The following is a 23,909-nucleotide window of genomic DNA, read 5'->3' on the forward strand; positions in this document are numbered from 1 at the left end:
TATCTGGTGGTTTAGACGAGGCCGCTCAGGGCTTCGATCACGAGTTTGTTTTCGTCGAGGCGCACTTGGGCAGCGCCCGACTTGATGTTGGCCGGCAGCGCTTCGTCCAGCGTCCGGTAGACGCCGGCAATCGAAACGAGTTCGGCTTCGAGGCAGGTGGTGTAGACACGGGCGCCGGTATCGCCGCGGGCGCCAGCCAGGGCACGACCACGCAGCGGCGCATAGACGTGGATGCTGCCGTCGGCGATGACTTCTGCACCGTTCGAGACCAGTGCCAGCACGACAAGATCGCCGCCCCGCGCATAGACCTGCTGACCGGCGCGGATCGGCTTGGTCACGATCATGGCCGGTACGCGTTCGGCCGCCACCGGTTTCGGTGTCGGCAGCTGGGTGACGGCATCCTCGTCGATGACGATCAGCCCTGCTTCGGCTGCCTCGGCGAGCTGTGCGTCATTGCCGCCCTGTGCGGCGACAAGGTTGAGGCCGAACCGCGCGAGCTGGTCGATCAGTCGCTGCAGCGTGGCAACGTCCGGTGTTTCGGGCAATGCAGCAAAATCGATGGCGACATGACTGCCGCTGAGCATGTGTTCGCCGTCGCCGAGCTTCTCGCGCAACTCGGCGTCGATCTGTGCGACGTCGAGCGTGGCCGGCACGAAGCTGACCAGCTGGACGCTGGCGCTCTTGAATTCGAAGGCTGTGGCCTCTTGGGTACCGCTGGGCATGGGTGTCTGTTGCAGGCAAAGGAAGTGCCGAGTGTACCGGTTCGATACGGGGGGCGGAAGCTGTAGTTGTGCGTAAGCGTGCGGTCCGCAGGCCGCGCTGTGAGCGCGGTTACAGTGGTGGCGGCTAGAACACCCGGCGCTTCAGGCCGCTGTGGTGCAGGATCGAGCTTGCCAGCTCCTCGATCGACAGCGAGGTGGTGTTCAGATAGGGGATCTGCGCCTGCTTCATCAGCGTTTCGGCCTCGGAGACCTCGGCGCGGCAGATGTCGATCGACGCGTAATGGCTGCCCGGTTTGCGCTCGGCGCGGATCTGCGAGAGCCGCTCGGGCTGGATTGTCAGTCCGAACAGTTTGTTGCGGTGATTCGCCAGCACCCTTGGCAGCTTGTGGTCGGAGAAGTCTTCCGGCGTCAACGGATAGTTGGCGGCCTTGATGCCGTACTGCAGCGCCAGATACAGGCAGGTCGGCGTCTTGCCGGCCCGCGAAACGCCGACGAGGATCACGTCGGCATCGGCCAGGTTGCGCGACACGCCCCCATCGTCATGGCTCATCGAATAGTTCACCGCATCGATGCGGTTCTTGTATTCCTCGAAGTTGGCGATGCCGTGCACCTTGCCTGCGGTGTGCGACGACATGACGCCGAGTTCTTCCTCGAGCGGCTTGATGAAGGTCGCGAAAATGTCGACCGTCAGCGCTTCCTCGATATAGAAGCACTGCCGCAGTTCCTCGTCGATCAGCGTGGAGAAGATCACCGGCCGCACGCCATCGGTCCGTGCCTGTTCGCGGATCTGTTCGATCGCTTCGCGCGCCTTGTCGATGCTGTCGATGTAGGGCAGCGTGATGCGGCGGAAGTTGACCTCTTCGAACTGGCTGATCAGGCTGTGACCGAGCATCTCTGCGGTGATGCCGGTCCGGCCGGAAACGAAGAACGCGGTGCGGGGCATGACAACTCCGGGATGGCCGTGCGGCTCAGTAGGTGCGCCGGGTCAGGCCGGTGCGGTGCATGATGGTGGTGGCAAGCTCTTCGATCGAGCGGGTCGTCGAAGCAAGGTAGGGGACGCCGACGTGGCGCATCAGTGCTTCGGCTTCGCCGACTTCGAACTGACAGTTGTCGAGTGCCGCGTACTTGCTGTTCGGCTTGCGTTCCTCGCGGATCTGCGCGAGCCGGACCGGGTCGATCGTCAGGCCGAACAGTTTGTTGCGGTACGGTAACAGCAGCTTCGGCAAGGTATGTTGACCGAAGTCTTCCGGCGTCAGCGGATAGTTGGCGGCCTTGATGCCGTACTGCAGTGCCAGATACAGGCAGGTCGGCGTCTTTGCGGCGCGGGAAACGCCGATCAGGATGATGTCGGCTTCGTTCAGGTCGCGCGGCATCACGCCGTCGTCATGGTTGAGGGCGAAATTGACCGCGTCGATCCGCGCCTTGTATTCCTCGAAATTGGCGATGCCGTGGGTCTTGCCGACCGAGTGTGAAGATTCACGGCCGAGCTCCTTTTCGAGCGGACCGATGAAAATCTCGAAGAAATCCAGCGTGAGTGCCTCGTCGACATGAATGATCGCGCGCAGTTCGTCATCGACGACGGTCGAGAAAACGATGGGTCGGCAACCGTCGACTTCGGCCTGATGGCGGATGCGCGCCGTGGCCTCGTGCGCTTTTTCGGTGCTGTCGATGTACGGTAGGGTGATGCGGCGGAAGTTCACGTCCTCGAACTGGGTGATCAGGCTGTGACCGAGCATTTCTGCGGTAATGCCGGTACGGTCGGATACGAAGAAGGCGGTGCGAGGCATCGAGGCTCCGTGCGGCGAGGCGGATCGGTTGGCGGTGGCGGGCGAGTATGCCCACTCGCGATTTTCACCGCCAATTCCGGGATAGCATGTAAAGGATTATCCCGACTAGGCGAGAGGGACCAGGTGCCTAGAATGGCAGTAACCCTTTTCGCATTGCAACATTTTTAGTTCCCACAAACCTTTCTGGATCTGAGGCCGCTGATGACCGCTTATCTCAACGATCGCAACGTGATCGATTTCGTCCACCTGCGCATGACCGATGTCGAATATGTCGGCGGCAAGAATGCATCGCTGGGCGAGATGATTTCCCAGCTGGCCGAGAAGGGCGTTCGCGTGCCGGGCGGTTTTGCCACGACCGCCCATGCGTATCGCGTGTTCCTCGCTCACAACGGTCTGGCCGATCGCATCGATGCGGCGGTGTCCGCGCTCGACGTCGACGACGTCAAGGCGCTGGCCGAAGTGGGCAAGCAGATTCGTGACTGGATCGTTGAAACCCCGTTTCCGGCGGAGCTCGAAGCAGAGATCCGCGAGCACTACGCCCAGCTCGGCGAAGGCGTCACCGTTGCGGTGCGCTCGTCCGCGACGGCCGAAGACCTGCCGGACGCGTCGTTCGCCGGTCAGCAGGAAACCTATCTGAACATCGTCGGTGTCGACAACGTGCTCGATGCGATGAAGCACGTGTTCGCGTCGCTGTACAACGACCGCGCGATCGCCTACCGCGTCCACAAGGGCTTCGATCACAAGCTCGTGGCGCTGTCGGCCGGCATCCAGCGCATGGTCCGTTCCGACAAGGGCGCCGCCGGCGTGATGTTCACCATCGACACCGAAAGCGGCTTCGAGGACGTGGTGTTCGTTACCGCATCCTACGGACTGGGCGAAACCGTGGTGCAAGGCGCGGTGAACCCGGACGAGTTCTACGTGCACAAGCCGACCCTGAAGGCCGAACGCCCGGCCATCGTGCGCAAGCACCTTGGCGGCAAGGCGCTGAAGATGGAGTTCGATCTCGAAGCCGCCGCCGGCAAGTCGGTGAAAACGGTCGACGTCGATCCGGCCGATCGCCGCAAGTTCTCGGTGACCGACGAGGAAGTCGAGGAGCTGGCCCGCTACGCACTGATCATCGAACAGCATTACGGGCGTCCGATGGACATCGAGTGGGGACGTGACGGCATCGACGGCAAGCTCTACATCCTGCAGGCGCGTCCGGAAACGGTGAAGTCGCAGGAAGCGGCTGCCGACAAGATGTCGAAGTTCCGCATGCTCGAGAAGGGCGAAGTGCTGACCAGCGGCCGCGCCATCGGCCAGAAGATCGGCCAGGGTACGGTACGCGTGATTCGCGACGTGTCGGAAATGGATCAGGTCCAGCCGGGCGACGTGCTGGTGTCGGACATGACCGATCCGGACTGGGAACCGGTGATGAAGCGTGCTTCGGCCATCGTCACCAACCGTGGTGGCCGGACCTGCCATGCGGCGATCATTGCGCGCGAGCTTGGCGTGCCGGCGGTTGTCGGTTGCGGCGACGCGACCCGCATGCTCAAGACCGGCGACCTTGTTACCGTGTCGTGTGCCGAGGGCGATACCGGCAATGTCTACATTGGCCTGCTGAAGTTCGAAAAGCTCGACATCTCGCTGGCCAAGATGCCCGAGTCGCCGGTGAAGCTGATGATGAACGTCGGCAATCCTGAACTGGCGTTCGAATTTGCCCAGCTGCCGAACGAAGGTGTCGGGCTGGCGCGGCTCGAGTTCATCATCAACCGGATGATCGGCGTGCATCCGAAGGCGCTGCTGGCCTACCCGAACGTGCCGGCCGAGCTGAAGGCGCAGATCGACGAGCGCATTGCCGGTTACCGCAGCGCGGTCGACTTCTACGTCGACAAGCTGGCCGAAGGTATCGCCACGCTGGGCGCGGCGTTCTGGCCGAAGAAGGTCATCGTCCGCCTGTCCGACTTCAAGTCGAACGAATATGCGAACCTGATCGGCGGTCCGCAGTACGAACCGCACGAAGAAAACCCGATGCTGGGTTTCCGCGGCGCTGCGCGTTATGTCGACAAGAGCTTCCGCGACTGTTTCGAACTCGAGTGCCGCGCAGTCAAGAAGGTCCGCGACGTGATGGGCCTGACCAATATCGAGGTGATGATCCCGTTCGTCCGCACGCTGAACGAAGCCGAGTGCGTGGTCGAGCTGCTCGAGCGCAACGGCCTGAAGCGCGGCGACAACGGCCTGCGTCTGATCATGATGTGCGAAATCCCGGCCAATGCGGTGCTCGCAGAGCGTTTCCTGCAGTACTTCGACGGTTTCTCGATCGGTTCGAACGACATGACCCAGCTCACGCTCGGCATCGACCGCGATTCGGGCGGCCCGGTGTCGGCGTCGTTCGACGAACGCAACGATGCGGTCAAGGCGATGCTGAGCATGGCGATCGCGGCGTGCCGCAAGCTGGACAAGTATGTCGGCATCTGCGGCCAGGGCCCGTCGGACCATCCGGACTTCGCGCAATGGCTGGTCGAAGAGGGGATCGAAACGGTATCCTTGAACCCGGACACCGTGATGGAAACCTGGTTGTTCCTGGCAGGTCAGAAAGCGCACTGACCGTCACGGAAAAACGGGCCACTACGGTGGCCCGTTTTTTATTGTCCAATGCCCGTCCATCCACTCCCGATCAAGGAAACGCCGATGTCCCCGACCCGCGCCGATTTCGACCAGTACATGGTGCCCAATTACGCCCCTGCCGCCTTCGTGCCGGTCCGAGGTCAGGGCAGCCGAGTCTGGGATCAGGCCGGCCGCGAGTACGTCGACTTTGCCGGCGGCATTGCCGTGAATTCGCTCGGCCATTGCCACCCGGCCGCCGTCGCGGCGCTGACCGAGCAGGCCAACAAGCTCTGGCACGTGTCGAACGTGTTCACCAACGAGCCGGCGCTGGCGCTGGCCGAGAAGATCGTCGCCGCGACCTTCGCCGAGCGCGTGTTCTTCTGCAACTCGGGCGCCGAGGCGAACGAGGCAGCGCTGAAGCTGGCCCGCCGCGTCGGCATCGACCGCTTCGGTCCGCAGAAACACAAGGTGTTGTCGGCGGTGAACTCCTTCCACGGCCGGACCTTCTTCACCGTATCGGTCGGCGGCCAGCCCAAGTATTCCGACGGCTTCGGTCCGCGTCCGGAAGGCATCGCCCATTTCGACTACAACGATCTCGCCAGCGTCGAGGCGCTGATCGACGATGACACCGCGTGCGTGATCGTCGAGCCGATTCTTGGCGAAAGCGGCGTGCTGCCGGCAACACGCGAGTTCCTGCAGGGGCTGCGTGCGCTGTGCGACAGGCACAATGCGCTGTTGATCTTCGACGAAGTGCAGACCGGCATGGGCCGTACCGGCCATCTGTTTGCCTACGAGCACTTCGGCGTGGTGCCGGACATCCTGTCGAGCGCCAAGAGTCTGGGCGGCGGTTTCCCGATCGGCGCGATGCTGACGACCGACGTCCTGGCCCGTCACCTGAGCGCCGGGACCCACGGCACGACGTATGGCGGCAATCCGCTGGCGTGTGCGGTGGCCGGTGCGGTGTTCGACGTGATCAACGATCCGGCGACGCTGGCCGGCATTGCCGACAAGCGTGCGCGGATTGTTGCCGGGCTGGAGGCGATCAACGCCGAACTCGGCGTGTTCGACCAGATCCGCGGGCTCGGCCTGCTGATCGGCGCGGCGCTCAAGCCCGCGTACGAAGGTCGGGCGAAGGACGTGCTCAATGCGGCAACGGCCGAGGGGCTGATGGTGCTGATGGCCGGCCCGAACGTGATCCGTCTGGCCCCGTCGCTGGTCATTGCCGATGCCGACATCGACGAAGGACTCGCGCGGTTTGCCCGTGCGCTGAAGGCATTCAAGGGCTGAACACCCGAACCCGTCGGGCGTGCGCCGTGCGCTGAAGGCGTTCGGCTGCCAGTCCCGAAATGTCTTGTCCCATGACCGCCCGGCTTGCCGGGCGGTTTTGTTTTGGGTGTCCGCGCGCCGATCCGCGGACATTGCGGCTTTACCGAATGGCTGCCGCTGCATCCGCTGCATACAGTGGGATCGGGAGGTGTACCCGATGAGAGTTCGATTACTGAGCCGCAGCGATCTGGATGCAGTCGTGCGGCTGGCCGGCAGTGCCGGCGTGGGCGTCACCACCTTGCAGCCCGATCCGGACCGCCTGGCCGAACGGATCGCGCTGAGCGAACGTACCGTGGCCGACGAAGGCGGGTCGGCCGATGCCGGTTACTTCTTCGCTCTCGAGGACGAAGGCAGTGGCGAACTGGCCGGGATTGCCGCGATCGAAGCGGCCGTCGGCATGGCGGACCCTTGGTACAACTATCGCGTCGGCCTGTCGGTGCATGCGTCGCGCGAGCTCGACATCTACAAGCAGCTGCCGACCCTGTTCCTGACGTCGGACATGACGGGCGCTTCCGAGCTGTGCTCGCTGTTCCTGCACCCGGACTGGCGCCGCGACGGCAACGGTGCGCTGTTGTCGAAAAGCCGCTTCCTGTTCATGGCCGAGTTTCCCGAGCGTTTTGCCGAGCGCGTGATTGCCGAGATGCGCGGTGTGTCCGACGCCGACGGCCGTTCGCCGTTCTGGGAGAGCCTCGGTCGGCACTTTTTCACCATGGATTTCGCCCGGGCCGATTTCCTGTCCTATGTCGGCAGCAAATCCTTCATTGCCGAGCTGATGCCGCGCTACCCGATCTACACGGCGCTGCTGTCGCAGGAGGCGCAGGACGCGATCGCCGACGTCCATCCGGCGACCAAACCGGCGCGCTTGCTGCTCGAGGACGAGGGCTTCCGGTATCAGGGCTATATCGACATTTTCGATGCCGGTCCGACGTTGGAGTGCTCGCGCACGGACATCCGTGCGGTGCGGCAAAGCGCCTGTTTCCAGGCGCTGGCCATCAGCGGTGCGCCCAAGGGCGGCGTGCCGTGGCTGGTGTCGAACCGCAAGCTCGACGGTTTCCGTTGCGCGCTGGCGATCACCCGGCCGCTGGAGGATGCACTGCCGCTGCCGCAATCCGTCCTCGACGCGCTGGGCCTCGCCGACGGCGACCCGGTGCGTGCCGTTCCCCTTTCAAGCAAGGAGTAGACATGCTGTTGATCAACGGGGCCTGGCGGCCCGGTAGCGGGACTGCTTTTGCTTCGTGCAACCCGGCCAGTGGCGAGCCGATCTGGCAAGGACAAGCGGCAGACGCCGCCGAGGTCGATGCCGCCGTGGCCGCGGCGCGAGCCGCATTCCCGGCCTGGCGCGACCTGGACATTGAAGAGCGTATCGCTGTCGTGCGCGTCTTTGCCGACCTGTTGCGGGATGCGCAGGCCGATCTGGCGGCGCTGATCGGTCGGGAAACCGGCAAACCGCGCTGGGAGGCGCTGACCGAAGTCACGACCATGATCAACAAGGTCGAGATTTCGCTGCGCGCCCATGCCGAGCGGACCGGCGAGCACGAAAGCCAGCAGGGTGACGCGCAGGCGGTGCTGCGGCACCGGCCGCACGGCGTGCTGGCGGTGTTCGGTCCGTACAACTTCCCCGGCCACTTGCCCAACGGTCATATCGTGCCGGCGCTGATCGCCGGCAACGTCGTCGTGTTCAAGCCGTCCGAGCTGACGCCGATGGTGGCGCAGAAAACGGTCGAGCTGTGGCTGGCCGCCGGGTTGCCGACCGGCGTGATCGGTCTGCTGCAGGGCGGCCGGGAAACCGGCGTGACGCTGGCGGCGCACCCCGACGTCGACGGTCTGCTGTTCACCGGCAGCGCGGCGACCGGCTATGCGCTGCACCGGCAGTTTGCAGGCCGGCCTGAAAAAATCCTGGCGCTGGAAATGGGCGGCAACAATCCGCTGATCGTCGACGAGCTTGCCGACGTGCCGGCAGCGCTGCACCACATCGTCCAGTCGGCCTTCGTTTCGGCCGGCCAGCGCTGCACCTGCGCGCGGCGCTTGCTGGTCCCGAGGGGGGAGTGGGGCGATGCGCTGATCGCGCGACTGATTGCGGTTGCGCAGTCGATTCGCGTTGGTGCGTGGGATGCCGAACCGCCGCCGTTCATGGGGGCGGTGATCTCGAATGCCGCAGCCGATGCCCTGCTCGCGGTACAGGACCGGCTGATCGCGCTCGGCGCCAGACCCTTGCTACCGCTGCGGCGCCTGAAGCCGGGGGCCGCGTTGCTGTCGCCCGCGGTGCTGGATGTCAGCGATGTGGCCGCGCTGCCCGATGACGAGTATTTCGGTCCGCTGCTGCAGGTCCAGCGCTACGGCGATTTCGACGAGGCGATCGCGCTCGCCAACCGGACCCGCTACGGTCTGGCCGCCGGGCTGCTGTCCGACTCCGCCGAGCGCTATCACCGCTTCTGGCGCGATGCACGCGCCGGCATCGTCAACTGGAACAAGCCGCTGACCGGCGCGTCGAGCGCGGCACCGTTCGGCGGGATCGGCGCATCGGGCAATCATCGGCCGAGCGCTTACTATGCTGCCGATTACTGCGCCTACCCGGTGGCGTCGCTTGAAGCACCAACGCTGGCATTGCCGGCGCAATTGCCGCCGGGGCTGCAGCTCTGACCGGCGGACGACCGTGCCGGCAACGGCAGGTCCGTGGAGGCAAGATGAAGGTTCTTGAAGCGAATTTCGATGGTCTGGTCGGCCCGACACACCACTACGGCGGGCATTCGTTCGGCAATGTCGCCTCGACCGGCAATGCCGGCCAGCCGGCCAATCCGCGCGCCGCGGCGCTGCAGGGCCTGGCGAAGATGAAGGCGCTGGCCGATCTCGGTTACCGGCAGGGCGTGCTGCCGCCGCACGAGCGGCCTGCGGTCGAGGTGCTGCGCGGTTTCGGTTTCGGCGGCGATGATGCGGCGGTGCTCGCGGCAACGGTCAGGCAGGCGCCGCAGTTGCTGTCGGCGGTGTCGTCGGCGTCGGCGATGTGGGTGGCCAACGCGGCGACGGTCAGTCCGTCGGCCGACACGGCTGACGGTCGGGTGCATTTCAGCGTCGCCAACCTGCAGAACAAGTTCCACCGTGCGATCGAGCATGAACAGACCGGGCGGACGCTGCGGGCCATCTTTGCCGATCCGGCGCGCTTTGCCCATCACCCGGCGCTGGCCATGCATCCGGCCTTCGGCGACGAGGGCGCGGCCAATCACACGCGCTTCGCCAGGGCCTACGGTGATGCCGGTATCGAGCTGTTCGTTTATGGCCAGCGCCACTGGGGCGGCGGTGCAGCGCCGCAGCGCTATCCGGCCCGGCAGACACGGGAGGCGAGCGAGGCGATCGTTCGTCGGCACGGATTGCGCGAGGCGGGCGTGGTCTATGCACAGCAGAATCCGGCGGTGATCGATGCCGGCGTGTTCCACAACGACGTGATCGCCGTCGGCAATCTCGACGTGCTGTTCTGCCACGAATCGGCCTTCGTCGATCGCGAAGCGCTCTACGGCGAGCTGGATCGCAAGCTCGGCGGACTGCGGCTGATCGAAGTGCCGGCGAGCGCGGTCGGCGTCGACGATGCGGTGCAGAGCTATCTGTTCAACAGCCAGCTGCTCGATGCCGGCGATGGCCGGATGCGGTTGGTCGTGCCGGACGAATGCCGGCAGCGGCCGGCGGTCTGGACCTATCTTCAGTCGCTGCAGGCTGGAGGCGGGCCGATTGCCGACGTGCGCGTCTACGACCTCAAGCAAAGCATGCGCAACGGCGGCGGTCCGGCCTGCCTGCGATTGCGGGTCGTGCTGACCGGGGCCGAAATCGCCGCGGTCAGTCCCGGTGTGTGGATGAACGATGCGCTGTACGCCACCCTGAGCGACTGGGTCGAACGGCACTATCGCGACCGGTTGAGCGAGGCCGACCTCGCCGATCCGCAATTGCTGTGCGAAGTCCGCACCGCGCTCGACGAGTTGACGCAAGTGCTCGGTCTGGGCGCGATTTATCCGTTCCAACGTGACGAAGGTGGATTTTGATGAACAGTTTTCTGGCTGAAACACTGGCCGGGCGCACCGCGATCGCGTTGCCGTACTGCCAGGCCAACGGCACCCATGTGCAGGTGCTCGACGAAGGCGTGATCCGTTTCGAGCCGCGCGAGCCGGATGCGCGGGGGCTCGATCTGGTCGTGTCCTGCGGGGTGCACGGCAATGAAACGGCGCCGGTCGAACTGGTCGACCGGCTGATTTCGGCCTTGCTGTGCGGGACGCTGCGACCGCGGGCACGCGTGCTGTTCGTGATCGGCAATATCGAGGCCTTGCGCCGCGGAGTGCGCTTCGTCGCCGAAGACATGAACCGGCAGTTCTGCCGGGTGCCCGACGTCGGGGACGGCCCGGAGGCGCGGCGGGCCGCAATGCTGGAAATGCAGCTGGTCCGTTTCTTTGCCCAGGCCGGCGGCGAGCCGGTGCCGCGCATCCACTACGACCTGCATACGGCCATTCACGGCAGCCTGATCGAGAAATTTGCCATCCATCCGCAGCCTGCACCGGGCAAGGAATTCGACCGGGCCGAGATTGCCCGGCTCGGACTGGCCGGCGTATCGGCCGTGCTGTTGCAGTCGGCGGCGGCGCCGACCTTCTCGCTGTTCAGCAGCCGCTACTGCCAGGCGTCGGCGTTCACCGTCGAGCTGGGGCGGGCGATGCCGTTCGGCCAGAACCAGGGGGTCGACCTGGAGGCGCTGGAGGACTATCTCGGCGCGCTGATCGAAGGAGAGCGGCCGTCGCCGGCGAGCAGCGACGTGGTGGCCTACCGGGTTTCGCGCGAAATCATCAAGCAGAGCCCGGCGTTCCGCCTGCTGATCGATGATCAGGCCGACAACTTCACGCCGCTGCCGCACGGGACGCCGATCGCCGAAGACGGCGAAACGCGCTGGGTGGTCGACGAGCACGACGCGCGCATCGTGTTTCCGAATCCCGATGTCGCGGTCGGTCAGCGTGCCGGGCTGATCGTCGTGCCGACCACGCCGGGCTGACGGTATCGCGCACCGCCCGTGCGGTGCGCGTGCCTCAGTGCTTCTTGGCGACCGGCTTGCTGCTGCTCTTGCTGCCGGCGGTCGATGCCTTCTTGGTGCTGGTGGACTTGGCCGACGACTTGGCGGCCTTGGTCGACTTGGTGCTGCTCTTCTTCACTGCCGGTTTGGTGGCCGACTTGCCGGCGGGTTTGGCGGTGGCAGGCTTGGCCGTGCCGCTGCGTTCGCACACCGTGGTCGTCTTCTTGTGTTTGCCCTTGCCGGTGGTGACCTTGCGGCAGCGCAGGTCGGCTGCCGCTGCAACGGCGTTGGCCTTGCGTGCGTTCGGGTTGCCGGCCGACGCCAGCAGCGTCGTCATGTTGATGCCGTTGCCCGATGCGCCGGCAATGCGGCGCGCACCGTTCCAGCGTTGTTGCCAGTAACTTTGCTGGATGTTCGAGACTTCGACACTCTTGCCGGCGCGCGGCGAGTGGATGAAGCGGTTGTCGCCGAGGTAGATGCCTACATGCGAAAAAGCCCGGCCCAGCGTGTTGAAGAACACGAGGTCACCGGGCTTGAGTTCGTCCTTGTTGACCGACTGGCCGGCCTGCGACATCGAGAGTGCGGTGCGCGGCAGGGTGATGTTGAGCGAGTTCTGGAAGACGTAGCGGATGAAACCGCTGCAATCGAGTCCTTCCTCCGGCGTGTTGCCCCCCCAGCTGTAGCGGACGCCGATCAGGCTCATCGCCTGCAGCAGCAGTTCCTGCGCTGCGGCCTGGTTTTCGCCACCGTCGTCCTTCGACGGTTTGCTCCAGCTGCCGGTATCCGCCGGCGGCTCTTCGGCGTGCGCAAGCGGCAAAGCGGTGGAGAGGCAGGCGCTGAGAAGCAGCGCAGCGGGAATTCGGTACCATTTCATGGGTCTGGAATGTATCGGATGTACAAAAAAGCTGTAAAGCCTAATATTCGAGGCTGTAAGCCGATGCCTGCCCTGTGCGGGTCTCGGGAATTCGGAACGGCCGGCGCAACGCCGGTACCGTTCGGCATAAAGGCTGACAACAAAATCACAGGGAGAGTTCATCCGTGTTGAAAGAAACCTTCTCGGTCATGCGGGATTTGCCGCGCGTTCGGGAAATCATCACCGTCATGGTGCGGCACGGACTGGGGAATCTGGTGCATCGGCTGGGACTGGCCAAGGGGCTCGAACGCGGCGCCGATCTGCTGCATCTGCCCGGCGATCACGGGATCGAGGCGCTGGAGCCGCCGGTACGCGTACGCCGTGCACTCGAAGAACTGGGGCCGACCTTCATCAAGCTCGGCCAGGTGTTTGCCACCCGGGTCGACGTGTTTCCGCCCGAGTGGATCGCCGAGTTCGAGAAGCTGCAGAGCAATGTCCCGTCCTTGCCGTTCGCGCAGATCCTGCCCGAGCTGACCGAGATCCTCGGCTGCGATCCGCACGACGTGTTCACCGAGCTCGATCCGTCGCCGATCGGTTCGGCATCGATCGCGCAGGTGCACCGCGCCCGGCTCAAGGACGGCCGCGACGTCGTACTGAAACTGCGCCGGCCCGGCATTACCGCCAAGATCGAGGCCGACCTGCGCATCCTGGCGCACATTGCCGGTCTGATGGAGTTCGAGTTTCCCGAAACCCGCCGCTACCAGCCACGCAAGATCGCCGAGGAGTTCACCCGCTCGCTGCGGCGCGAGCTGAACCTGTCGTCCGAGGCGCGCAATCAGGAGCGCTTTGCACAGAACTTTGCCGGCAGTACCGAAATCCACATTCCGCAGCTGCACTGGGCGTACACGTCGGAGCGGCTGAACGTGCAGGAGTGGATCGGCGGCGTGGCCGGCAACGACCTCGGTACGGTCGATGCCGCCGGTCTCGACCGTAGGGTGCTGGCGGCACGCGGTGCCGATGCGGTGCTGAAGATGGTCCTGATCGACGGCTACTTCCACGCCGATCCGCACCCGGGCAACGTCAAGTACCTGCCGGACAACCAGATCGCCTTCCTCGATTTCGGCATGGTCGGCCGGCTGCCGCATCCGCGTCGCGACCAGATCGTCGACCTGCTGGCGGCGCTGGCCGAACGCGACGAGCATGCGATCCTTGCCGTGCTGCTCGAGTGGACCGGCGAGGTCATCGTCGACGAGGAAAAGCTTGCTGCCGACATCGCCGAGTTCATGTTCAATTACGAGAACCTGCCGCTCAAGGACATCCGTTTCGGCGCGCTGCTGGGCGACATCGCCAGCCTGATGCGCGAGCACGAAATCACGCTGCCGGCCGACCTGACGCTGCTGTTCAAGGCACTGGTGACGCTGGAAGGGCTGGGGCGCCAGCTCGATCCGGATTTCCAGATGGTGCCGCACCTGACGCCGTTCGTGCGCGAGGTGATCCTGGCGCGCTTTCAGCCCAAGGCGCTGTACAAGAAGGGCAAGGACGGGCTGTACGAGGCCTTCCATCTCGTCGCCGGACTGCCGCGCGACATCGGCAAGCTGATCAAGCAGGCGCGGCGCGGCAACCTGCGCGTCGATCTGGACCTGAAGCGGCTCGACCGTTTCGGGAGCCAGCTGGCCAAGAGCGCCAACCGTCTGACGATGGGCATCGTCACCGGCGCGCTGATCATCGGTTCGTCGATCGTGATGACGGTGAAGTCGGGGCCGATGCTGTTCGGCCTGCCGGCGTTCGGCTTCCTCGGCTTCCTGATCGCCTTTTTCAACACCGTGTGGCTGGTGTTCTCGATCTGGGTATCGGGCAAGGACGAACGCTAGGCGTCAGCGCGCGGCGTGAGCCAGACCAGTGCGTGACTGCGGCGACCGGCGTACAGGGTTGCCGCGCCGGCAAGCGCGTACTCGCCGCCGGCCGGCATCGGCGTGTCGTCGGCCTGCAGCTCGCCGGCAAGGACGATGATCCGGGCGCTTTGATCGCAGGGCGAGGTCCAGCCGATGCCGGTGTCCAGACGCAAGTCGATCAGCGCGCCGGGCCAGGGCAGTGGCGAGGTGCAGGTATTGATTCGGCCCGCCAGCAAGCGCGTCCGCGTGCCCGGCGCAATCACCACCGGAATCTGCGTCTTGCACAGCCGCTGCGCGCCGGTCGTCGGTATGGCGATCTGGATGCCGCGGACGGTGCTGCCGGTTTCGATGCGCGGTGCCAGCGCCTGCGGACCGACATACAGGCCGCCCGGATAGAGAGCCTCGTCGTGGTCGAGCAGCAGCCGGCCGTCCGAGCCCTCAAGCAGATAGATCAGGCTGGGAATGGCGCAGGGCGGGCGGGTCTCGTCGAACAAACGCCAGGTCGCTTGGGCCTGGCGTGAGTCGAAGCGCGCTTCGGAAGTGGGCATGATCGGTTCCCGTTCAGCCTGCCGCCGAGCCCGGGCCGGCCTGCTTGTGCAGCCATTCGAGCCGGTCCTGCGGCGCGCTGCGGTCTGCAGCGTAGCCCGACTGTGCGACGGTGGTGCCGCCGCTGAAGTTGGCGCGGCTACCGTCGAACTGGTTCGGCATCGCGTCGGCGCTGGCCAGTTGCGACAGGCTCAGCAGACCGCCGAAGGCGGCAAGGGTCAACAGCTTTTTCATGGTGTTTTGCTCCAGTGATTGCGCGTGGTGGGCGCGTCGGGCCGGGCGCCGGGTTGGCGCCGGCCGGTTTCGGCCTCGTGGGCCTTTTGTGTTCTGTGGCGGCTTGCGTCGCGTTGGGCGGTCAGGCCAGTGCGGCGATTTCCTTTTCCGCAGCGGCAAGCGATTCGTTCTTCACCGCATCGCCCATGCCCATGCCTTCGGCGCGGACAAAACGGACGTTGGTGATGCCGAAGAAGCCGAACACGGTCTTCAGGTAGCTTTCCTGGTGATCCAGGGCGCGCATTGCGTCGCTGGTCGAGTAGAAGCCGCCGCGGGACGATGCGACGATCACGGTCTTGTCGCCGGCCAGGCCGACCGGGCCGTTTTCGGTGTACTTGAAGGTGCGGCCGGCCTGGGCAACGCGGTCGATCCATGCCTTGAGCTGGCTCGGCACCGAGAAGTTGTACATCGGTGCGCCAACGACGACGACGTCGGCGGCAAGGAACTGCTGCAGCAACGCTTCGGTACGCTGGTTTTCGGCACGCTGCACGTCGGTCAGCTGTTCGGCGTCGAGGCCGAGACGGAAGCCGAGCGAGTCGAGCGACAGGTGGGTCGGCGCTTCCTCGGCCAGGTCGAGGTAATCAACCGAGGTACCCGGGTTTTTTGCGACCCATTCGCGGGCGATGCGGGCGGTCAGTTGGCGCGAAACCGAATTGTCGGCAAGTACGCTGGAATCGATGTGCAGCAGCTTCATGGTGGGGCTCTCCTGTTGGTGTCGGGTCGCGTTGATGCGATGGACGTATTGTGTCCCTGCATCGAATGCGCGATAAGCCGGCAAAAATGCGATACATTGTCCTGCTGGTAGGACAATGACGGGGCCCGTTTCCGGGCGGGGGCACCATGCTCGATCTGAACGACATGTATTTCTTTGCCGAAGTCGCCGGTCAGGGCGGGTTCAGCGCAGCCAGCCGCAGCCTCGGCATTCCGAAGTCACGGTTGTCGCGGCGCGTGGCCGAGCTTGAGGCGCGGTTGGGCGTGCGGCTGCTGCAGCGGACGACGCGCAAGCTGGCGCTGACCGACGCCGGCGAGCGTTACTACCGGCACTGTCTGGCGATCCGCGACGAAGCCAGGGCCGCCGAGGAGGCGGTGCAGGAAATCCAGAGCGAGCCGCGCGGCACGCTGCGGATCAGTTGCCCGGTGACGCTGGCGCAATGGTCGCTGGCGCCACTGCTCGGCGAGTTCATGGCGCGCTATCCGCAGGTACGGCTCAACATGCTGATCGCCAACCGGGCGATCGACGTGATCGAGGAAGGCGTCGACGTCGCCCTGCGGGTGCGTCCTGCGCTGCAGGACAGCGCGACGCTGGTCGTCAAGAAGCTCGGCATCAGCCGGACCATCCTTGTCGCCAGCCCCGAGCAGCTGCTGCGGCAGGGGCAACCGGGCGCGCCCGAGGAGCTGTCGTGGCTGGATACGGTGGCGCTGGGCGACAGCGACGGTCGCACGCAGTGGCCGCTACTCGGGCCGGGCGGCGCCGAATACCTGTTCAGTCATTATCCCCGGCTGGTGGCCGAGGACCTGCAGACACTGCGGGAGGCGTCGGCGGGGGGCGTCGGCATGGCGCTGATGCCGGACTTCATGTGCCGCGAGCAGCTGAAATCCGGCGCGCTGGTGCAGGTCCTGCCCGAATGGTCGCCGCAGCCCGGTATCGTCCACGCGGTGTATCCCAGCCGGCGCGGACTGTTGCCGGCGGTAAGGGCGCTGCTCGATTTTCTCGGCGAGCGGATGTGCGATGAAGCGGCGGCCCGCTTCGCACGGGACTGATGAACAACAAAAAACCCGGCAATGCCGGGTTTTTATGTTTGGCTTACTTGCCGAAGTACTTGTTGTAGATCGTCTGGTAGGTGCCGTCGGCCTTGATGGCGCCGAGTCCCTTGTTGATCTGGTCGAGCAGCTGCTTGTTGCCCTTGCGCACGGCGATGCCGTAGTACTCCTTCTTGAAGCTCTTGTCGTCGACGAGCTTGAACTTGGCACCCGGGTTGTTCTTCAGGTAGTTCTTCACCACGGCATTGTCGCCGACCACGGCCTGCAGGCCGCCGTCGCGCAGTTCCTGGATCGCCAGCGTGATGCTTTCGTAGCGGCGGATGTTCGGCGTGGTCTTGCCGAAGGCGTCCTGCGACACGATGTCGCCGGTGGTGCCGGTCTGCACGCCGACCTTCTTGCCCTTGAGGTCGGCCATCGACGCGATCTTGCTGCCTTCCGGCACGACGATCAGCTGCTGGGCCTCGAAGTAGGGCTGGCTGAAGTCCATGGTCTTCTGGCGTTCCGGCGTGATCGTGATGGCCGAAGCGGCAATGTCGATGTCGCCGTTGTTCAGGCTCATGAACAGGCCTTCCCATGGGGTGTTGACCATCTTGACGTCGAGGCCGGCCTTCTTGCCGATGGCGGCAATGATGTCGGCGTCGAAGCCGACGACTTCACGCTTCTGGTTCAGCGACTCGAACGGGGCAAACGTCGCTTCGGCACCGGCGGTATAGGTGCGGGCAGAGGCGGTGGCCGGTGCGATGACGCAGGCGCAGGCAATCAGGCTGGCCAGCAGGGAACGGGCGGATTTCATGGGCAACGCTTCCTTCTTCGGTTTGTGCTTGGAAGCATCCCCGCGCCCTTATGCCGTGGTCAATGCGAGAATTCCGCAATCGCCGCGTGAATCATTCTGGCCATGGCACGCAGGCCGTTGCCGCGTGACGCGGTCAGAAAGCGCTGCAGGCCCAGTGTCACCAGCCATTGTTCGAAGTCGAAACCGGCCAGTTCTGCCGGCGTCCGGCCGTGATAGGCGGTGAGCAGCAGGGCCAGCAGCCCCTTGACGATGCGCGAATCGCTGTCGGCCGCGAGCAGCAGCCGGCCGGCCTGCCTGTCGATGACCAGCCAGGCGGTGCTTTCGCAACCGGCGACACGGTGTTCGTCATCGCGGTAGGCATCCGGCAGGGCCGGCAGTTCGCGCGCCAGCTGGACCAGCAGGCGGTTCTTCGCTTCCCAGCCCGCGGCAGCAGTCAGGCGTTCGGCCAGCGCATCGCGGTCGAGTACGGTGCCGAAAGGGTGGTCGAACGGTGACGGATAGGTGTTCATGCCAGCATGTCCAGTGTCGTGGCGAGGGCCGCCAGTGCGGCATCGACATCCGCCCCGGTGTTGTAGGCGGCGAAGGAGGCCCGCAGGCTGCCGTTCAGGCCCAGCCACTGGTGCAGCGGGCCGGCGCAATGCTGGCCGACACGCACGGCCACGCCGTACCCGTCGAGGAACTGCGCCACGTCGTACGGGTGCACGCGGTCGAACGCCAGGGCAGTGATCGGGCCCCGCGCCGTGCCGGCGCCCAGAATCCGGATGCCGTCCAGCGACTGGAGGCCGGCTTCGAAGCGGTCGCGCAGCGCGGTTTCGTGCGCCAGCAAGGCAGGGCGATCGTGCCGGTCGAGCCAGTCCAGCGCCGCGGCGAGGCCGACGGCCTGGGCAATCGGCGGCGTGCCGGCCTCGAAGCGGAACGGCGGTTCGGCGAAGGTGGTGCCGTCGAAACTCACGCGATCGATCATCTCGCCACCGCCCTGCCACGGCGGCATGTGCGCCAGCAGTTCGCGACGTGCCCACAGCACGCCGACCCCGGTCGGACCGTATACCTTGTGGCCGGAGAAGGCATAGAAGTCGGCGCCGAGCGCCCGGACATCGACACCGGCATGGGCGATGCCCTGCGCGCCGTCGATCAGGACCCGTGCGCCGGCGGCCTTCGCGGCGGCAATCATCGGCTGCAGTGGCGGCAGGACGCCGGTCGCGTTCGAACAGTGCGTCAGCGCTACCAGCCGGACCTCCGCGGTCAGCAGCGCCCCGAATGCCGCCGGATCGATATTGCCGTCGGCGCCGAGCGGAATCGGCCGCACGACCGCGCCGGTCTGCTGCGCGACGAGCTGCCACGGGACGATGTTGGCGTGATGTTCGAGCACCGACGCCAGAATGACGTCGCCGGGGCGCAGGTTGGCCCGGCCCCAGCTGTTCGCCGCCAGATTGATCGCCTCGGTGGTACCGCGGGTGAAGATGACCTCGTCGGCGTGAGCGGCATTCAGATGGGTCGCAATCCGGTGGCGTGCGCCTTCGAACGCGTCGGTCGCGGCACTGCCGAGCCGGTGCGCGGCGCGATGGACGTTGGCGTTGGCGGTTTCGTAGAAGTCGCGCTCGGCGTCGAGTACCGCCAGCGGCTTGTGCGTGGTTGCGGCGTTGTCGAGGTAGATCAGGTCCGGGTGGTGCCGGAAGACCGGAAATTCGTCGCGGATGCGGACGGCAGGAAAGGGCGCATTCATCGGCATCGGCTGCTCGTGACTGAGGAAGGACGGTGGAGGCGGACGGCGATTGTATAATGCCGCCCATGACCTACAAACAACCGGTTTCCGTGCTCGTCGTGATTCACACGCCGGGCCTCAAGGTGCTGCTGATCGAGCGGCGCGACTTCGCCGACGCCTGGCAGTCGGTCACCGGCAGTCGCGAGGACGACGAAGCGCTGCTGGCCACCGCGCAGCGCGAGGTGTTCGAAGAAACCGGCATCGACACCTCGGCATACGTGCTGAGCGACTGGCAGCACAGCAACGAGTACGAGATTTTCCCGGTCTGGCGCCATCGCTACGCGCCCGGCGTTACGCGCAACACCGAGCACGTGTTTTCGCTGCTGGTCCCCGACGAGTTGCCGGTGACGCTGTCGCCGTCCGAGCATGGCCGTTACCGCTGGGTGGCGTGGCCGGAGGCGGCCGACATGGTGTTTTCGCCGTCGAACGCCGAGGCCATTCGCCAGTTGCCGGTGCGCTACGCCGGCTGAACGTCGTCCGGCGGCCGGTCCGGGTCGTAGAGGTCGCTGATCGCCGGATCGAACGGTTTCTGCAGGCTGACGTCGACCCGGTGCGTCGCGGGGCGCTCCGCGGCCGGCGCGGCCGGCTGCTTGCGCGGTTCGCCTTTGCGCACGTCGAGCTTCATGTGCAGTCCCTCTACCGGCGGTTTTTCTTCATAAACCATGGTGCGTCCTGTCGGATGAGCGGTGGTCCGGATCGCAGTCGCCGCCCTGGGGCGAGGCTGCGCGTAGCCTTCAGTCTAGTCGACTTGCCTCGCATGGCGACGGCGTGTCGTCCGAAAGTATGCAGTGTTGATATGGCGCAAATGTTGCCGGCGGCATGGGCTGCATCATGGCTGGGTCAATCCGATCCTCAGGAGCGCCTCATGATCCACGCCCAAGCCCATGTTCACGCCGAGCGCAAGCCGGTGCCGGTTGTGACCCTGCTCAAGTTCAATGCACCGCTGATTGCCTGCGTGGTGATGCTGCTGGCGTATGCGCTGGGTGCGTTCGGCTGATTCGCACCTCCTGATTCAGGCCCGAAACGGCCCGCCCTGAAAAGGCGGGCCGTTTGCATTTCCGGTACTGAGGCCGTTGGTGTGCCCATACGGGACTGCGCTGCCGTCGGTCGATGCGGACTGCCAGCGCGGCGAGCTCCGTCGGCGGGCCGGATCGGGCTGGCGCATTCGTGGCGCTTCCGCAACGATAACGCCAGCGCGCAGTTGGATGTGTTCCGCCGTTATGTCGCCGGCAACCCGATGTTCGAACCGAAACGCTTCTGTCGGCGCGAGTCCAGTCATCGGGGCTGTTCCATGCATCGAAAACCTCGTGACTTCGTAAGCTCCGGTGATCTTTCTTGGTCATCACGGCCGGGGCGGGCAACCCGAAGGGCCGGCACGATCCAGTGTGCCGGCCTTTTTTCTGCGGATGGAAGCGACGCCTCCCCCGGCTCGACCACCGCCCGCCATGCCGGGACCATTCAGTCATGTTCCGGACGGCGGATGCTGCGACTTATCCATGGGGCAGCAGCAGGATCAACGGCATCGTGATCGCCGCAAGTGCGGTCTGCACGGTGATGATGCCGGCCGCCAGCCGGTGGTCGCCACCGAGCAGCTTGGCCATGATGTAGGCCGACGGCGTGCACGGCAGGGCATTGAACAGCACGATGGTGGTCAGTGCCGGGCCGCTCAGCCCGAGCGCGATGCCGAACCAGAGCGTCAGCAGCGGTACCAGCAGCAGTTTGACCAGGCTCGACTGCAACACCGGCCCGCGTGCACTTCGCGCGGCCTCGACGTCGAGACCGGCACCGACGGCGAGCAGACCCAACGGCAACGAGGCGCTGCCCAGTATGGTCAGCATCTGGTCGACCACCGGCGGCAGGCTCAGTCCGCTGAAGTTGAACAGCGCGCCAAGCAGCACCGCGCTGATCACCGGGTTCTTCACCAGCGCTTTGGCCAGGAGCCTGAATGACGGCGTGCCGCCGTTGCCGTAACGCACCAGGATGATGATCGAGGCGACGTTGAGCAGCGGAATCGCCACGGCGATGCTGATCGACGTCAGCGTCAGCCCGGTATTGCCGAACATCGCCGCAGCGGCGGCAACGCCGACGTAGGTGTTTGGCCGCAGAGCACCCTGGATCACCGAGGAAAAGACGCTGCCGGGCTGCTTGCGCCAAGCGCGCCAGGCGTACAGCAGCAGTGCGCCGATGCCGACGGCACCGAGCAAGGCCACGGCGATCGGCGTGACCGGAAACTGCGCCAGGTTCGCCTTGGCCACCTGGCTGAACATCAGCGCCGGAAACAGATAGAAGTAGTTGAGCTGCTCGCACGGCAGCCAGAACGCCTCCGCCAGCAGCCTGCGCTGGCGGAGCACGAAACCCATGACGATCAGCAGAAAGATCGGCGCCAGCGCGACAAGAATACTGTGCATGGCGCTTCAGAACTGTGCTTTGAGCAGGACCGCAACGCCATAGATGGCGATGAACACGGTGATGCCTCTTTCATAGAACGACGTGCTGGCACGCTTGAACAGCAGGTTGCCGGCGACGAGATAGGCGAGTGCCGCCACCGGGGCCACGGCGAGGCCCTGCCACGACAGTGCGGCCGGGCGCAGCAGTGCAAGCGTCGTCAGCTGGATCAGCCCGAACAGCAGGTAATAGCGTGCGATCGTGGTGCGGATCGCCAGCTTGTCCTGATGCAGATTGCTGGCGTAGAGCGCCAGCAAGGCACCGCCCATATTGGTCAGTCCGTGCAGCGTGCCCATCAGCGCGACATAGCCGGCCTGCCAGCGGCCGAGCACCTGCCGCAGCCGCCGTTGCAGCGGCCGCCAGTAGCGCAGGGCCGCGGCGGCAAGCATGGTCAGGCCGATCCACACGTCGATCTGGGCCTTCCAGTTCAGCCGGATCAGCACGCTCAGCGCAACCAGGATGATTGCCGCGCACAACGCCATATTGCGCAGGTCACGGCCCGACCACGGCTGTTGCCGGCCGGCGACGACCTGGATCGACGAGATCAGGACCGACGACGGCAGCAGCAGCCCCAGCACGGCGGTGAAGTCGACGCCGAGCAGCAGCAGCGTCGGCGTGCCGAACACCAGGATGCCCATCCCGAACAGCGACTGCACCACCGCGAGCAGTGCAATCAGCAACACATGCAGCGAGATCGCGTCCATTTCAGGCCTCCACCGCAGCGTGCCAGCCTTGCTCGGTGGCCAGTTGACCGATCTGCACCGTATGCAGCTGGTTGAGCGAGGACAGCGCGTTGTCGCTGGCCGCCTGGGCGACCAGCACGATGTCCTGTTCGTCGAGCACGCCCTGCTGCCACAGCGCCTGCAGCGCGATGGTGCTGGCGCGCTCGCTACCGACTTGCAGCGCCGGCAGGTGGATGCCGACACTGCCCGGCAGCAGCTGCCAGGCGCGGGCCAGTGCCGGATCGCTGCCAACAATGAAGATCGGTTGCGGAATCCCGGCCATCGCCACCAGTCGCGCAGCGTAGCCGGTACGCGACAGCACGACGACCTTGGTGATCGGCAGCGTCGTCGCCAGCGCCCGGGTCGCGGCACGCAGGTCGGCTGGCGCGTAGGCATTGCCGGCGCGTTGCTGCTGATGAGGCTCTGCCAGCGTGACAATGCTGCGCAATCTGGCCACCGCCTCGACCGGGAACTTGCCGACCGCGGTTTCGCCCGACAGCATCACCGCGGTCGCGCCGTCGATCACCGCGTTGGTGACGTCGCTGATCTCGGCCTTGGTCGGCAGCGGGTTCTCGATCATGCTGTGCAGCAGCTCGGTGGCGACGATGACCGGTTTGCCGTGGGTACGGGCCGCGGCAATGATGCGTTTCTGGTAGAGCGACACGTGATCGACGCTGGTTTCGACCGACAGGTCACCCCGGTCGATCATGATGATGTCGGTGGCCCGGGCGATTTCCTCAAGGTGGTCGAGACCGCCCTGGTTTTCGACCTTGGCGACGATCTGCGGCGTGTTGCCGGCGATCAGTCCGCGTATCGCTTCGACGTGCGCGGCGCTCTCGACAAAGCTGATGCCGACGAAATCGACGCCGTGCTGGCGGGCGAAGGCAATCATGTCCCGGTCGCGCTGGGTCACCAGATGCTGGCCCAGATCGATTTCCGGCACGTTGATGCCCTTGCGGCTCTTCAGCGTGCCGGCATTTTCCGCCCGCAGGTGGACGTCGTGTCCGTCGATCCTGTCGACGATGAACGAGAGCGTGCCGTCGTCGGCGTACACCCGCACGCCGGTGCGCAGCTTTTCATGGAACACGTCGTAGTTCACCGGCACCTTCTGGCTGCCATCGTGGCTGGTGTCGGTGGTCAGAATGACGGTTTCGCCGGCCAGGAATGACGGTTCGACCCGCAACTGCGTCGTACGGATCTTGCGGCCGGGAATGTCGAGCAGTACCGGTACATCCGGAACCGTTTCGCGCAGCAACCGGATGGTGGCGGCATGCCAGTCGAGCGTGCCATGCGAGCCGTTCAGCCGGGCGACGGTCATGCCGGCCTGCCGCAGCGCACTGAGTGTAGCGGGGTTGTTTGAAACCGGACCGATTGTTGCGACGACACTGGTTTTGGACATTTTC

The 23,909-nt window shown here is 65.4% G+C and carries 24 protein-coding genes; 10 read left to right on the plus strand and 14 right to left on the minus strand.

Translation table 11 applies throughout. From position 1 onward, the window contains the following. Nucleotides 1–11: 11 nt before the first annotated feature. The 3 genes from minC to ppsR (IE097_RS05445) form a co-directional block, all read right to left on the minus strand. Nucleotides 12–722: a septum site-determining protein MinC gene (minC, locus tag IE097_RS05435; RefSeq protein ID WP_189459122.1), complete on the minus strand. Its 711-nt coding sequence runs from the start codon at nt 720–722 to the stop codon at nt 12–14. Nucleotides 723–846: 124 nt separating this feature from the next. Further along, a complete protein-coding gene (gene ppsR, locus IE097_RS05440) occupies nt 847–1,665 on the minus strand; it encodes a posphoenolpyruvate synthetase regulatory kinase/phosphorylase PpsR (RefSeq protein WP_189459123.1) in 819 nt (272 codons plus the stop codon). Between the two features lie 25 nt (nt 1,666–1,690). Further along, nucleotides 1,691–2,509, minus strand: coding sequence for a posphoenolpyruvate synthetase regulatory kinase/phosphorylase PpsR (gene ppsR / locus IE097_RS05445; protein WP_189459124.1), 819 nt, complete (start codon nt 2,507–2,509; stop codon nt 1,691–1,693). A gap of 201 nt (nt 2,510–2,710) precedes the next feature. Here ppsR (IE097_RS05445) and ppsA point away from each other — a divergent pair, with 201 nt between their 5' ends. From ppsA to astE, 6 genes are all read left to right on the plus strand, one after another. After that, on the plus strand, nt 2,711–5,095 hold the full coding sequence (gene ppsA, locus IE097_RS05450) for a phosphoenolpyruvate synthase (RefSeq protein WP_189459125.1): 2,385 nt from the start codon (nt 2,711–2,713) through the stop codon (nt 5,093–5,095). 84 nt (nt 5,096–5,179) lie between these two features. Then, a complete protein-coding gene (locus IE097_RS05455) occupies nt 5,180–6,382 on the plus strand; it encodes an aspartate aminotransferase family protein (protein ID WP_189459126.1) in 1,203 nt (400 codons plus the stop codon). Nucleotides 6,383–6,578: 196 nt separating this feature from the next. Next, a complete protein-coding gene (gene astA / locus IE097_RS05460; protein WP_189459127.1) occupies nt 6,579–7,601 on the plus strand; it encodes an arginine N-succinyltransferase in 1,023 nt (340 codons plus the stop codon). Nucleotides 7,602–7,603: 2 nt separating this feature from the next. Continuing rightward, the gene (gene astD, locus IE097_RS05465) at nt 7,604–9,061 is read left to right on the plus strand and encodes a succinylglutamate-semialdehyde dehydrogenase (protein WP_189459128.1); all 1,458 of its coding nucleotides are present in this window, start codon (nt 7,604–7,606) and stop codon (nt 9,059–9,061) included. A gap of 44 nt (nt 9,062–9,105) precedes the next feature. Further along, entirely contained in the window at nt 9,106–10,449 is a 1,344-nt protein-coding gene (gene astB / locus IE097_RS05470) for an N-succinylarginine dihydrolase (protein WP_189459129.1), read from the plus strand. Further along, a complete protein-coding gene (gene astE / locus IE097_RS05475) occupies nt 10,449–11,441 on the plus strand; it encodes a succinylglutamate desuccinylase (protein WP_189459130.1) in 993 nt (330 codons plus the stop codon). The genes astB and astE overlap by 1 nt, the downstream gene beginning before the upstream one ends. Before the next feature lie 34 nt (nt 11,442–11,475). Here astE and IE097_RS05480 read toward each other — a convergent pair whose 3' ends face one another. Beyond that, nucleotides 11,476–12,333 carry a C40 family peptidase gene (locus IE097_RS05480; RefSeq protein ID WP_189459131.1) on the minus strand — a complete coding sequence of 286 codons (858 nt, stop codon included), beginning with the start codon at nt 12,331–12,333 and terminating at the stop codon, nt 11,476–11,478. 164 nt (nt 12,334–12,497) lie between these two features. Here IE097_RS05480 and IE097_RS05485 point away from each other — a divergent pair, with 164 nt between their 5' ends. Continuing rightward, on the plus strand, nt 12,498–14,183 hold the full coding sequence (locus tag IE097_RS05485; RefSeq protein ID WP_189459132.1) for an ABC1 kinase family protein: 1,686 nt from the start codon (nt 12,498–12,500) through the stop codon (nt 14,181–14,183). Here the strand turns inward: IE097_RS05485 and IE097_RS05490 are convergent. The 3 genes from IE097_RS05490 to IE097_RS05500 all read right to left on the minus strand — a co-directional run bounded on the left by IE097_RS05490 (nt 14,180) and on the right by IE097_RS05500 (nt 15,717). Beyond that, nucleotides 14,180–14,752: a pirin family protein gene (locus IE097_RS05490; RefSeq protein ID WP_189459133.1), complete on the minus strand. Its 573-nt coding sequence runs from the start codon at nt 14,750–14,752 to the stop codon at nt 14,180–14,182. The genes IE097_RS05485 and IE097_RS05490 overlap by 4 nt on opposite strands. Before the next feature lie 13 nt (nt 14,753–14,765). After that, nucleotides 14,766–14,984: a hypothetical protein gene (locus IE097_RS05495; protein ID WP_189459134.1), complete on the minus strand. Its 219-nt coding sequence runs from the start codon at nt 14,982–14,984 to the stop codon at nt 14,766–14,768. Nucleotides 14,985–15,105: 121 nt separating this feature from the next. After that, entirely contained in the window at nt 15,106–15,717 is a 612-nt protein-coding gene (locus IE097_RS05500) for an FMN-dependent NADH-azoreductase (protein WP_189459135.1), read from the minus strand. A 146-nt stretch (nt 15,718–15,863) separates the two neighbouring features. Between IE097_RS05500 and IE097_RS05505 the strand changes: the two genes are divergently transcribed. Continuing rightward, on the plus strand, nt 15,864–16,784 hold the full coding sequence (locus tag IE097_RS05505; RefSeq protein ID WP_189459136.1) for a LysR substrate-binding domain-containing protein: 921 nt from the start codon (nt 15,864–15,866) through the stop codon (nt 16,782–16,784). A 43-nt stretch (nt 16,785–16,827) separates the two neighbouring features. Here the strand turns inward: IE097_RS05505 and IE097_RS05510 are convergent, their stop codons facing one another. The 3 genes from IE097_RS05510 to IE097_RS05520 are packed head-to-tail and all read right to left on the minus strand — an operon-like array spanning nt 16,828 to nt 19,300. Beyond that, nucleotides 16,828–17,577 carry a basic amino acid ABC transporter substrate-binding protein gene (locus IE097_RS05510; protein WP_189459137.1) on the minus strand — a complete coding sequence of 250 codons (750 nt, stop codon included), beginning with the start codon at nt 17,575–17,577 and terminating at the stop codon, nt 16,828–16,830. A gap of 59 nt (nt 17,578–17,636) precedes the next feature. Beyond that, nucleotides 17,637–18,086, minus strand: a complete 450-nt coding sequence (locus IE097_RS05515) for a SufE family protein (protein ID WP_189459138.1) — start codon at nt 18,084–18,086, stop codon at nt 17,637–17,639. After that, nucleotides 18,083–19,300, minus strand: a complete 1,218-nt coding sequence (locus IE097_RS05520) for an aminotransferase class V-fold PLP-dependent enzyme (protein WP_189459207.1) — start codon at nt 19,298–19,300, stop codon at nt 18,083–18,085. Before IE097_RS05520 ends, IE097_RS05515 begins: the two co-directional genes overlap by 4 nt. A gap of 65 nt (nt 19,301–19,365) precedes the next feature. Between IE097_RS05520 and nudB the strand changes: the two genes are divergently transcribed. Then, nucleotides 19,366–19,809 carry a dihydroneopterin triphosphate diphosphatase gene (gene nudB, locus IE097_RS05525; protein WP_189459139.1) on the plus strand — a complete coding sequence of 148 codons (444 nt, stop codon included), beginning with the start codon at nt 19,366–19,368 and terminating at the stop codon, nt 19,807–19,809. Here nudB and IE097_RS05530 read toward each other — a convergent pair. After that, nucleotides 19,797–20,003 carry a hypothetical protein gene (locus tag IE097_RS05530; RefSeq protein WP_189459140.1) on the minus strand — a complete coding sequence of 69 codons (207 nt, stop codon included), beginning with the start codon at nt 20,001–20,003 and terminating at the stop codon, nt 19,797–19,799. The genes nudB and IE097_RS05530 overlap by 13 nt on opposite strands. Before the next feature lie 201 nt (nt 20,004–20,204). Between IE097_RS05530 and IE097_RS19470 the strand changes: the two genes are divergently transcribed. Next, complete coding sequence (locus IE097_RS19470; protein ID WP_268247081.1) at nt 20,205–20,336, plus strand: hypothetical protein; 132 nt, start codon at nt 20,205–20,207, stop codon at nt 20,334–20,336. Between the two features lie 493 nt (nt 20,337–20,829). Here IE097_RS19470 and IE097_RS05535 read toward each other — a convergent pair whose 3' ends face one another. From IE097_RS05535 to pyk, 3 genes are read right to left on the minus strand one after another with little or no spacing between them, the layout of a single operon-like run. After that, nucleotides 20,830–21,747: an AEC family transporter gene (locus IE097_RS05535; RefSeq protein ID WP_189459141.1), complete on the minus strand. Its 918-nt coding sequence runs from the start codon at nt 21,745–21,747 to the stop codon at nt 20,830–20,832. Between the two features lie 6 nt (nt 21,748–21,753). Continuing rightward, entirely contained in the window at nt 21,754–22,488 is a 735-nt protein-coding gene (locus IE097_RS05540) for a TSUP family transporter (protein ID WP_189459142.1), read from the minus strand. A gap of 1 nt (nt 22,489) precedes the next feature. Beyond that, a complete protein-coding gene (gene pyk, locus IE097_RS05545) occupies nt 22,490–23,905 on the minus strand; it encodes a pyruvate kinase (protein WP_189459143.1) in 1,416 nt (471 codons plus the stop codon). Between the last annotated feature and the right edge of the window lie 4 nt (nt 23,906–23,909).

The sequence above is a fragment of the Jeongeupia chitinilytica genome (genome assembly GCF_014652315.1).
Classification (GTDB): Bacteria; Pseudomonadota; Gammaproteobacteria; order Burkholderiales; family Chitinibacteraceae; genus Jeongeupia; species Jeongeupia chitinilytica.

What these genes read in the sequence shown, in the direction of transcription:
- minC (WP_189459122.1), bottom strand. Translation starts at nt 722, where the DNA reads ATGCCCAGCGGTACCCAAGAGGCCACAGCCTTCGAATTCAAGAGCGCC.
- ppsR (WP_189459123.1), bottom strand. Translation starts at nt 1,665, where the DNA reads ATGCCCCGCACCGCGTTCTTCGTTTCCGGCCGGACCGGCATCACCGCA.
- ppsR (WP_189459124.1), bottom strand. Translation starts at nt 2,509, where the DNA reads ATGCCTCGCACCGCCTTCTTCGTATCCGACCGTACCGGCATTACCGCA.
- ppsA (WP_189459125.1), top strand. Translation starts at nt 2,711, where the DNA reads ATGACCGCTTATCTCAACGATCGCAACGTGATCGATTTCGTCCACCTG.
- IE097_RS05455 (WP_189459126.1), top strand. Translation starts at nt 5,180, where the DNA reads ATGTCCCCGACCCGCGCCGATTTCGACCAGTACATGGTGCCCAATTAC.
- astA (WP_189459127.1), top strand. Translation starts at nt 6,579, where the DNA reads ATGAGAGTTCGATTACTGAGCCGCAGCGATCTGGATGCAGTCGTGCGG.
- astD (WP_189459128.1), top strand. Translation starts at nt 7,604, where the DNA reads ATGCTGTTGATCAACGGGGCCTGGCGGCCCGGTAGCGGGACTGCTTTT.
- astB (WP_189459129.1), top strand. Translation starts at nt 9,106, where the DNA reads ATGAAGGTTCTTGAAGCGAATTTCGATGGTCTGGTCGGCCCGACACAC.
- astE (WP_189459130.1), top strand. Translation starts at nt 10,449, where the DNA reads ATGAACAGTTTTCTGGCTGAAACACTGGCCGGGCGCACCGCGATCGCG.
- IE097_RS05480 (WP_189459131.1), bottom strand. Translation starts at nt 12,333, where the DNA reads ATGAAATGGTACCGAATTCCCGCTGCGCTGCTTCTCAGCGCCTGCCTC.
- IE097_RS05490 (WP_189459133.1), bottom strand. Translation starts at nt 14,752, where the DNA reads ATGCCCACTTCCGAAGCGCGCTTCGACTCACGCCAGGCCCAAGCGACC.
- IE097_RS05495 (WP_189459134.1), bottom strand. Translation starts at nt 14,984, where the DNA reads ATGAAAAAGCTGTTGACCCTTGCCGCCTTCGGCGGTCTGCTGAGCCTG.
- IE097_RS05500 (WP_189459135.1), bottom strand. Translation starts at nt 15,717, where the DNA reads ATGAAGCTGCTGCACATCGATTCCAGCGTACTTGCCGACAATTCGGTT.
- IE097_RS05505 (WP_189459136.1), top strand. Translation starts at nt 15,864, where the DNA reads ATGCTCGATCTGAACGACATGTATTTCTTTGCCGAAGTCGCCGGTCAG.
- IE097_RS05510 (WP_189459137.1), bottom strand. Translation starts at nt 17,577, where the DNA reads ATGAAATCCGCCCGTTCCCTGCTGGCCAGCCTGATTGCCTGCGCCTGC.
- IE097_RS05515 (WP_189459138.1), bottom strand. Translation starts at nt 18,086, where the DNA reads ATGAACACCTATCCGTCACCGTTCGACCACCCTTTCGGCACCGTACTC.
- IE097_RS05520 (WP_189459207.1), bottom strand. Translation starts at nt 19,300, where the DNA reads ATGAATGCGCCCTTTCCTGCCGTCCGCATCCGCGACGAATTTCCGGTC.
- nudB (WP_189459139.1), top strand. Translation starts at nt 19,366, where the DNA reads ATGACCTACAAACAACCGGTTTCCGTGCTCGTCGTGATTCACACGCCG.
- IE097_RS05530 (WP_189459140.1), bottom strand. Translation starts at nt 20,003, where the DNA reads ATGGTTTATGAAGAAAAACCGCCGGTAGAGGGACTGCACATGAAGCTC.
- IE097_RS19470 (WP_268247081.1), top strand. Translation starts at nt 20,205, where the DNA reads ATGATCCACGCCCAAGCCCATGTTCACGCCGAGCGCAAGCCGGTGCCG.
- IE097_RS05535 (WP_189459141.1), bottom strand. Translation starts at nt 21,747, where the DNA reads ATGCACAGTATTCTTGTCGCGCTGGCGCCGATCTTTCTGCTGATCGTC.
- IE097_RS05540 (WP_189459142.1), bottom strand. Translation starts at nt 22,488, where the DNA reads ATGGACGCGATCTCGCTGCATGTGTTGCTGATTGCACTGCTCGCGGTG.
- pyk (WP_189459143.1), bottom strand. Translation starts at nt 23,905, where the DNA reads ATGTCCAAAACCAGTGTCGTCGCAACAATCGGTCCGGTTTCAAACAAC.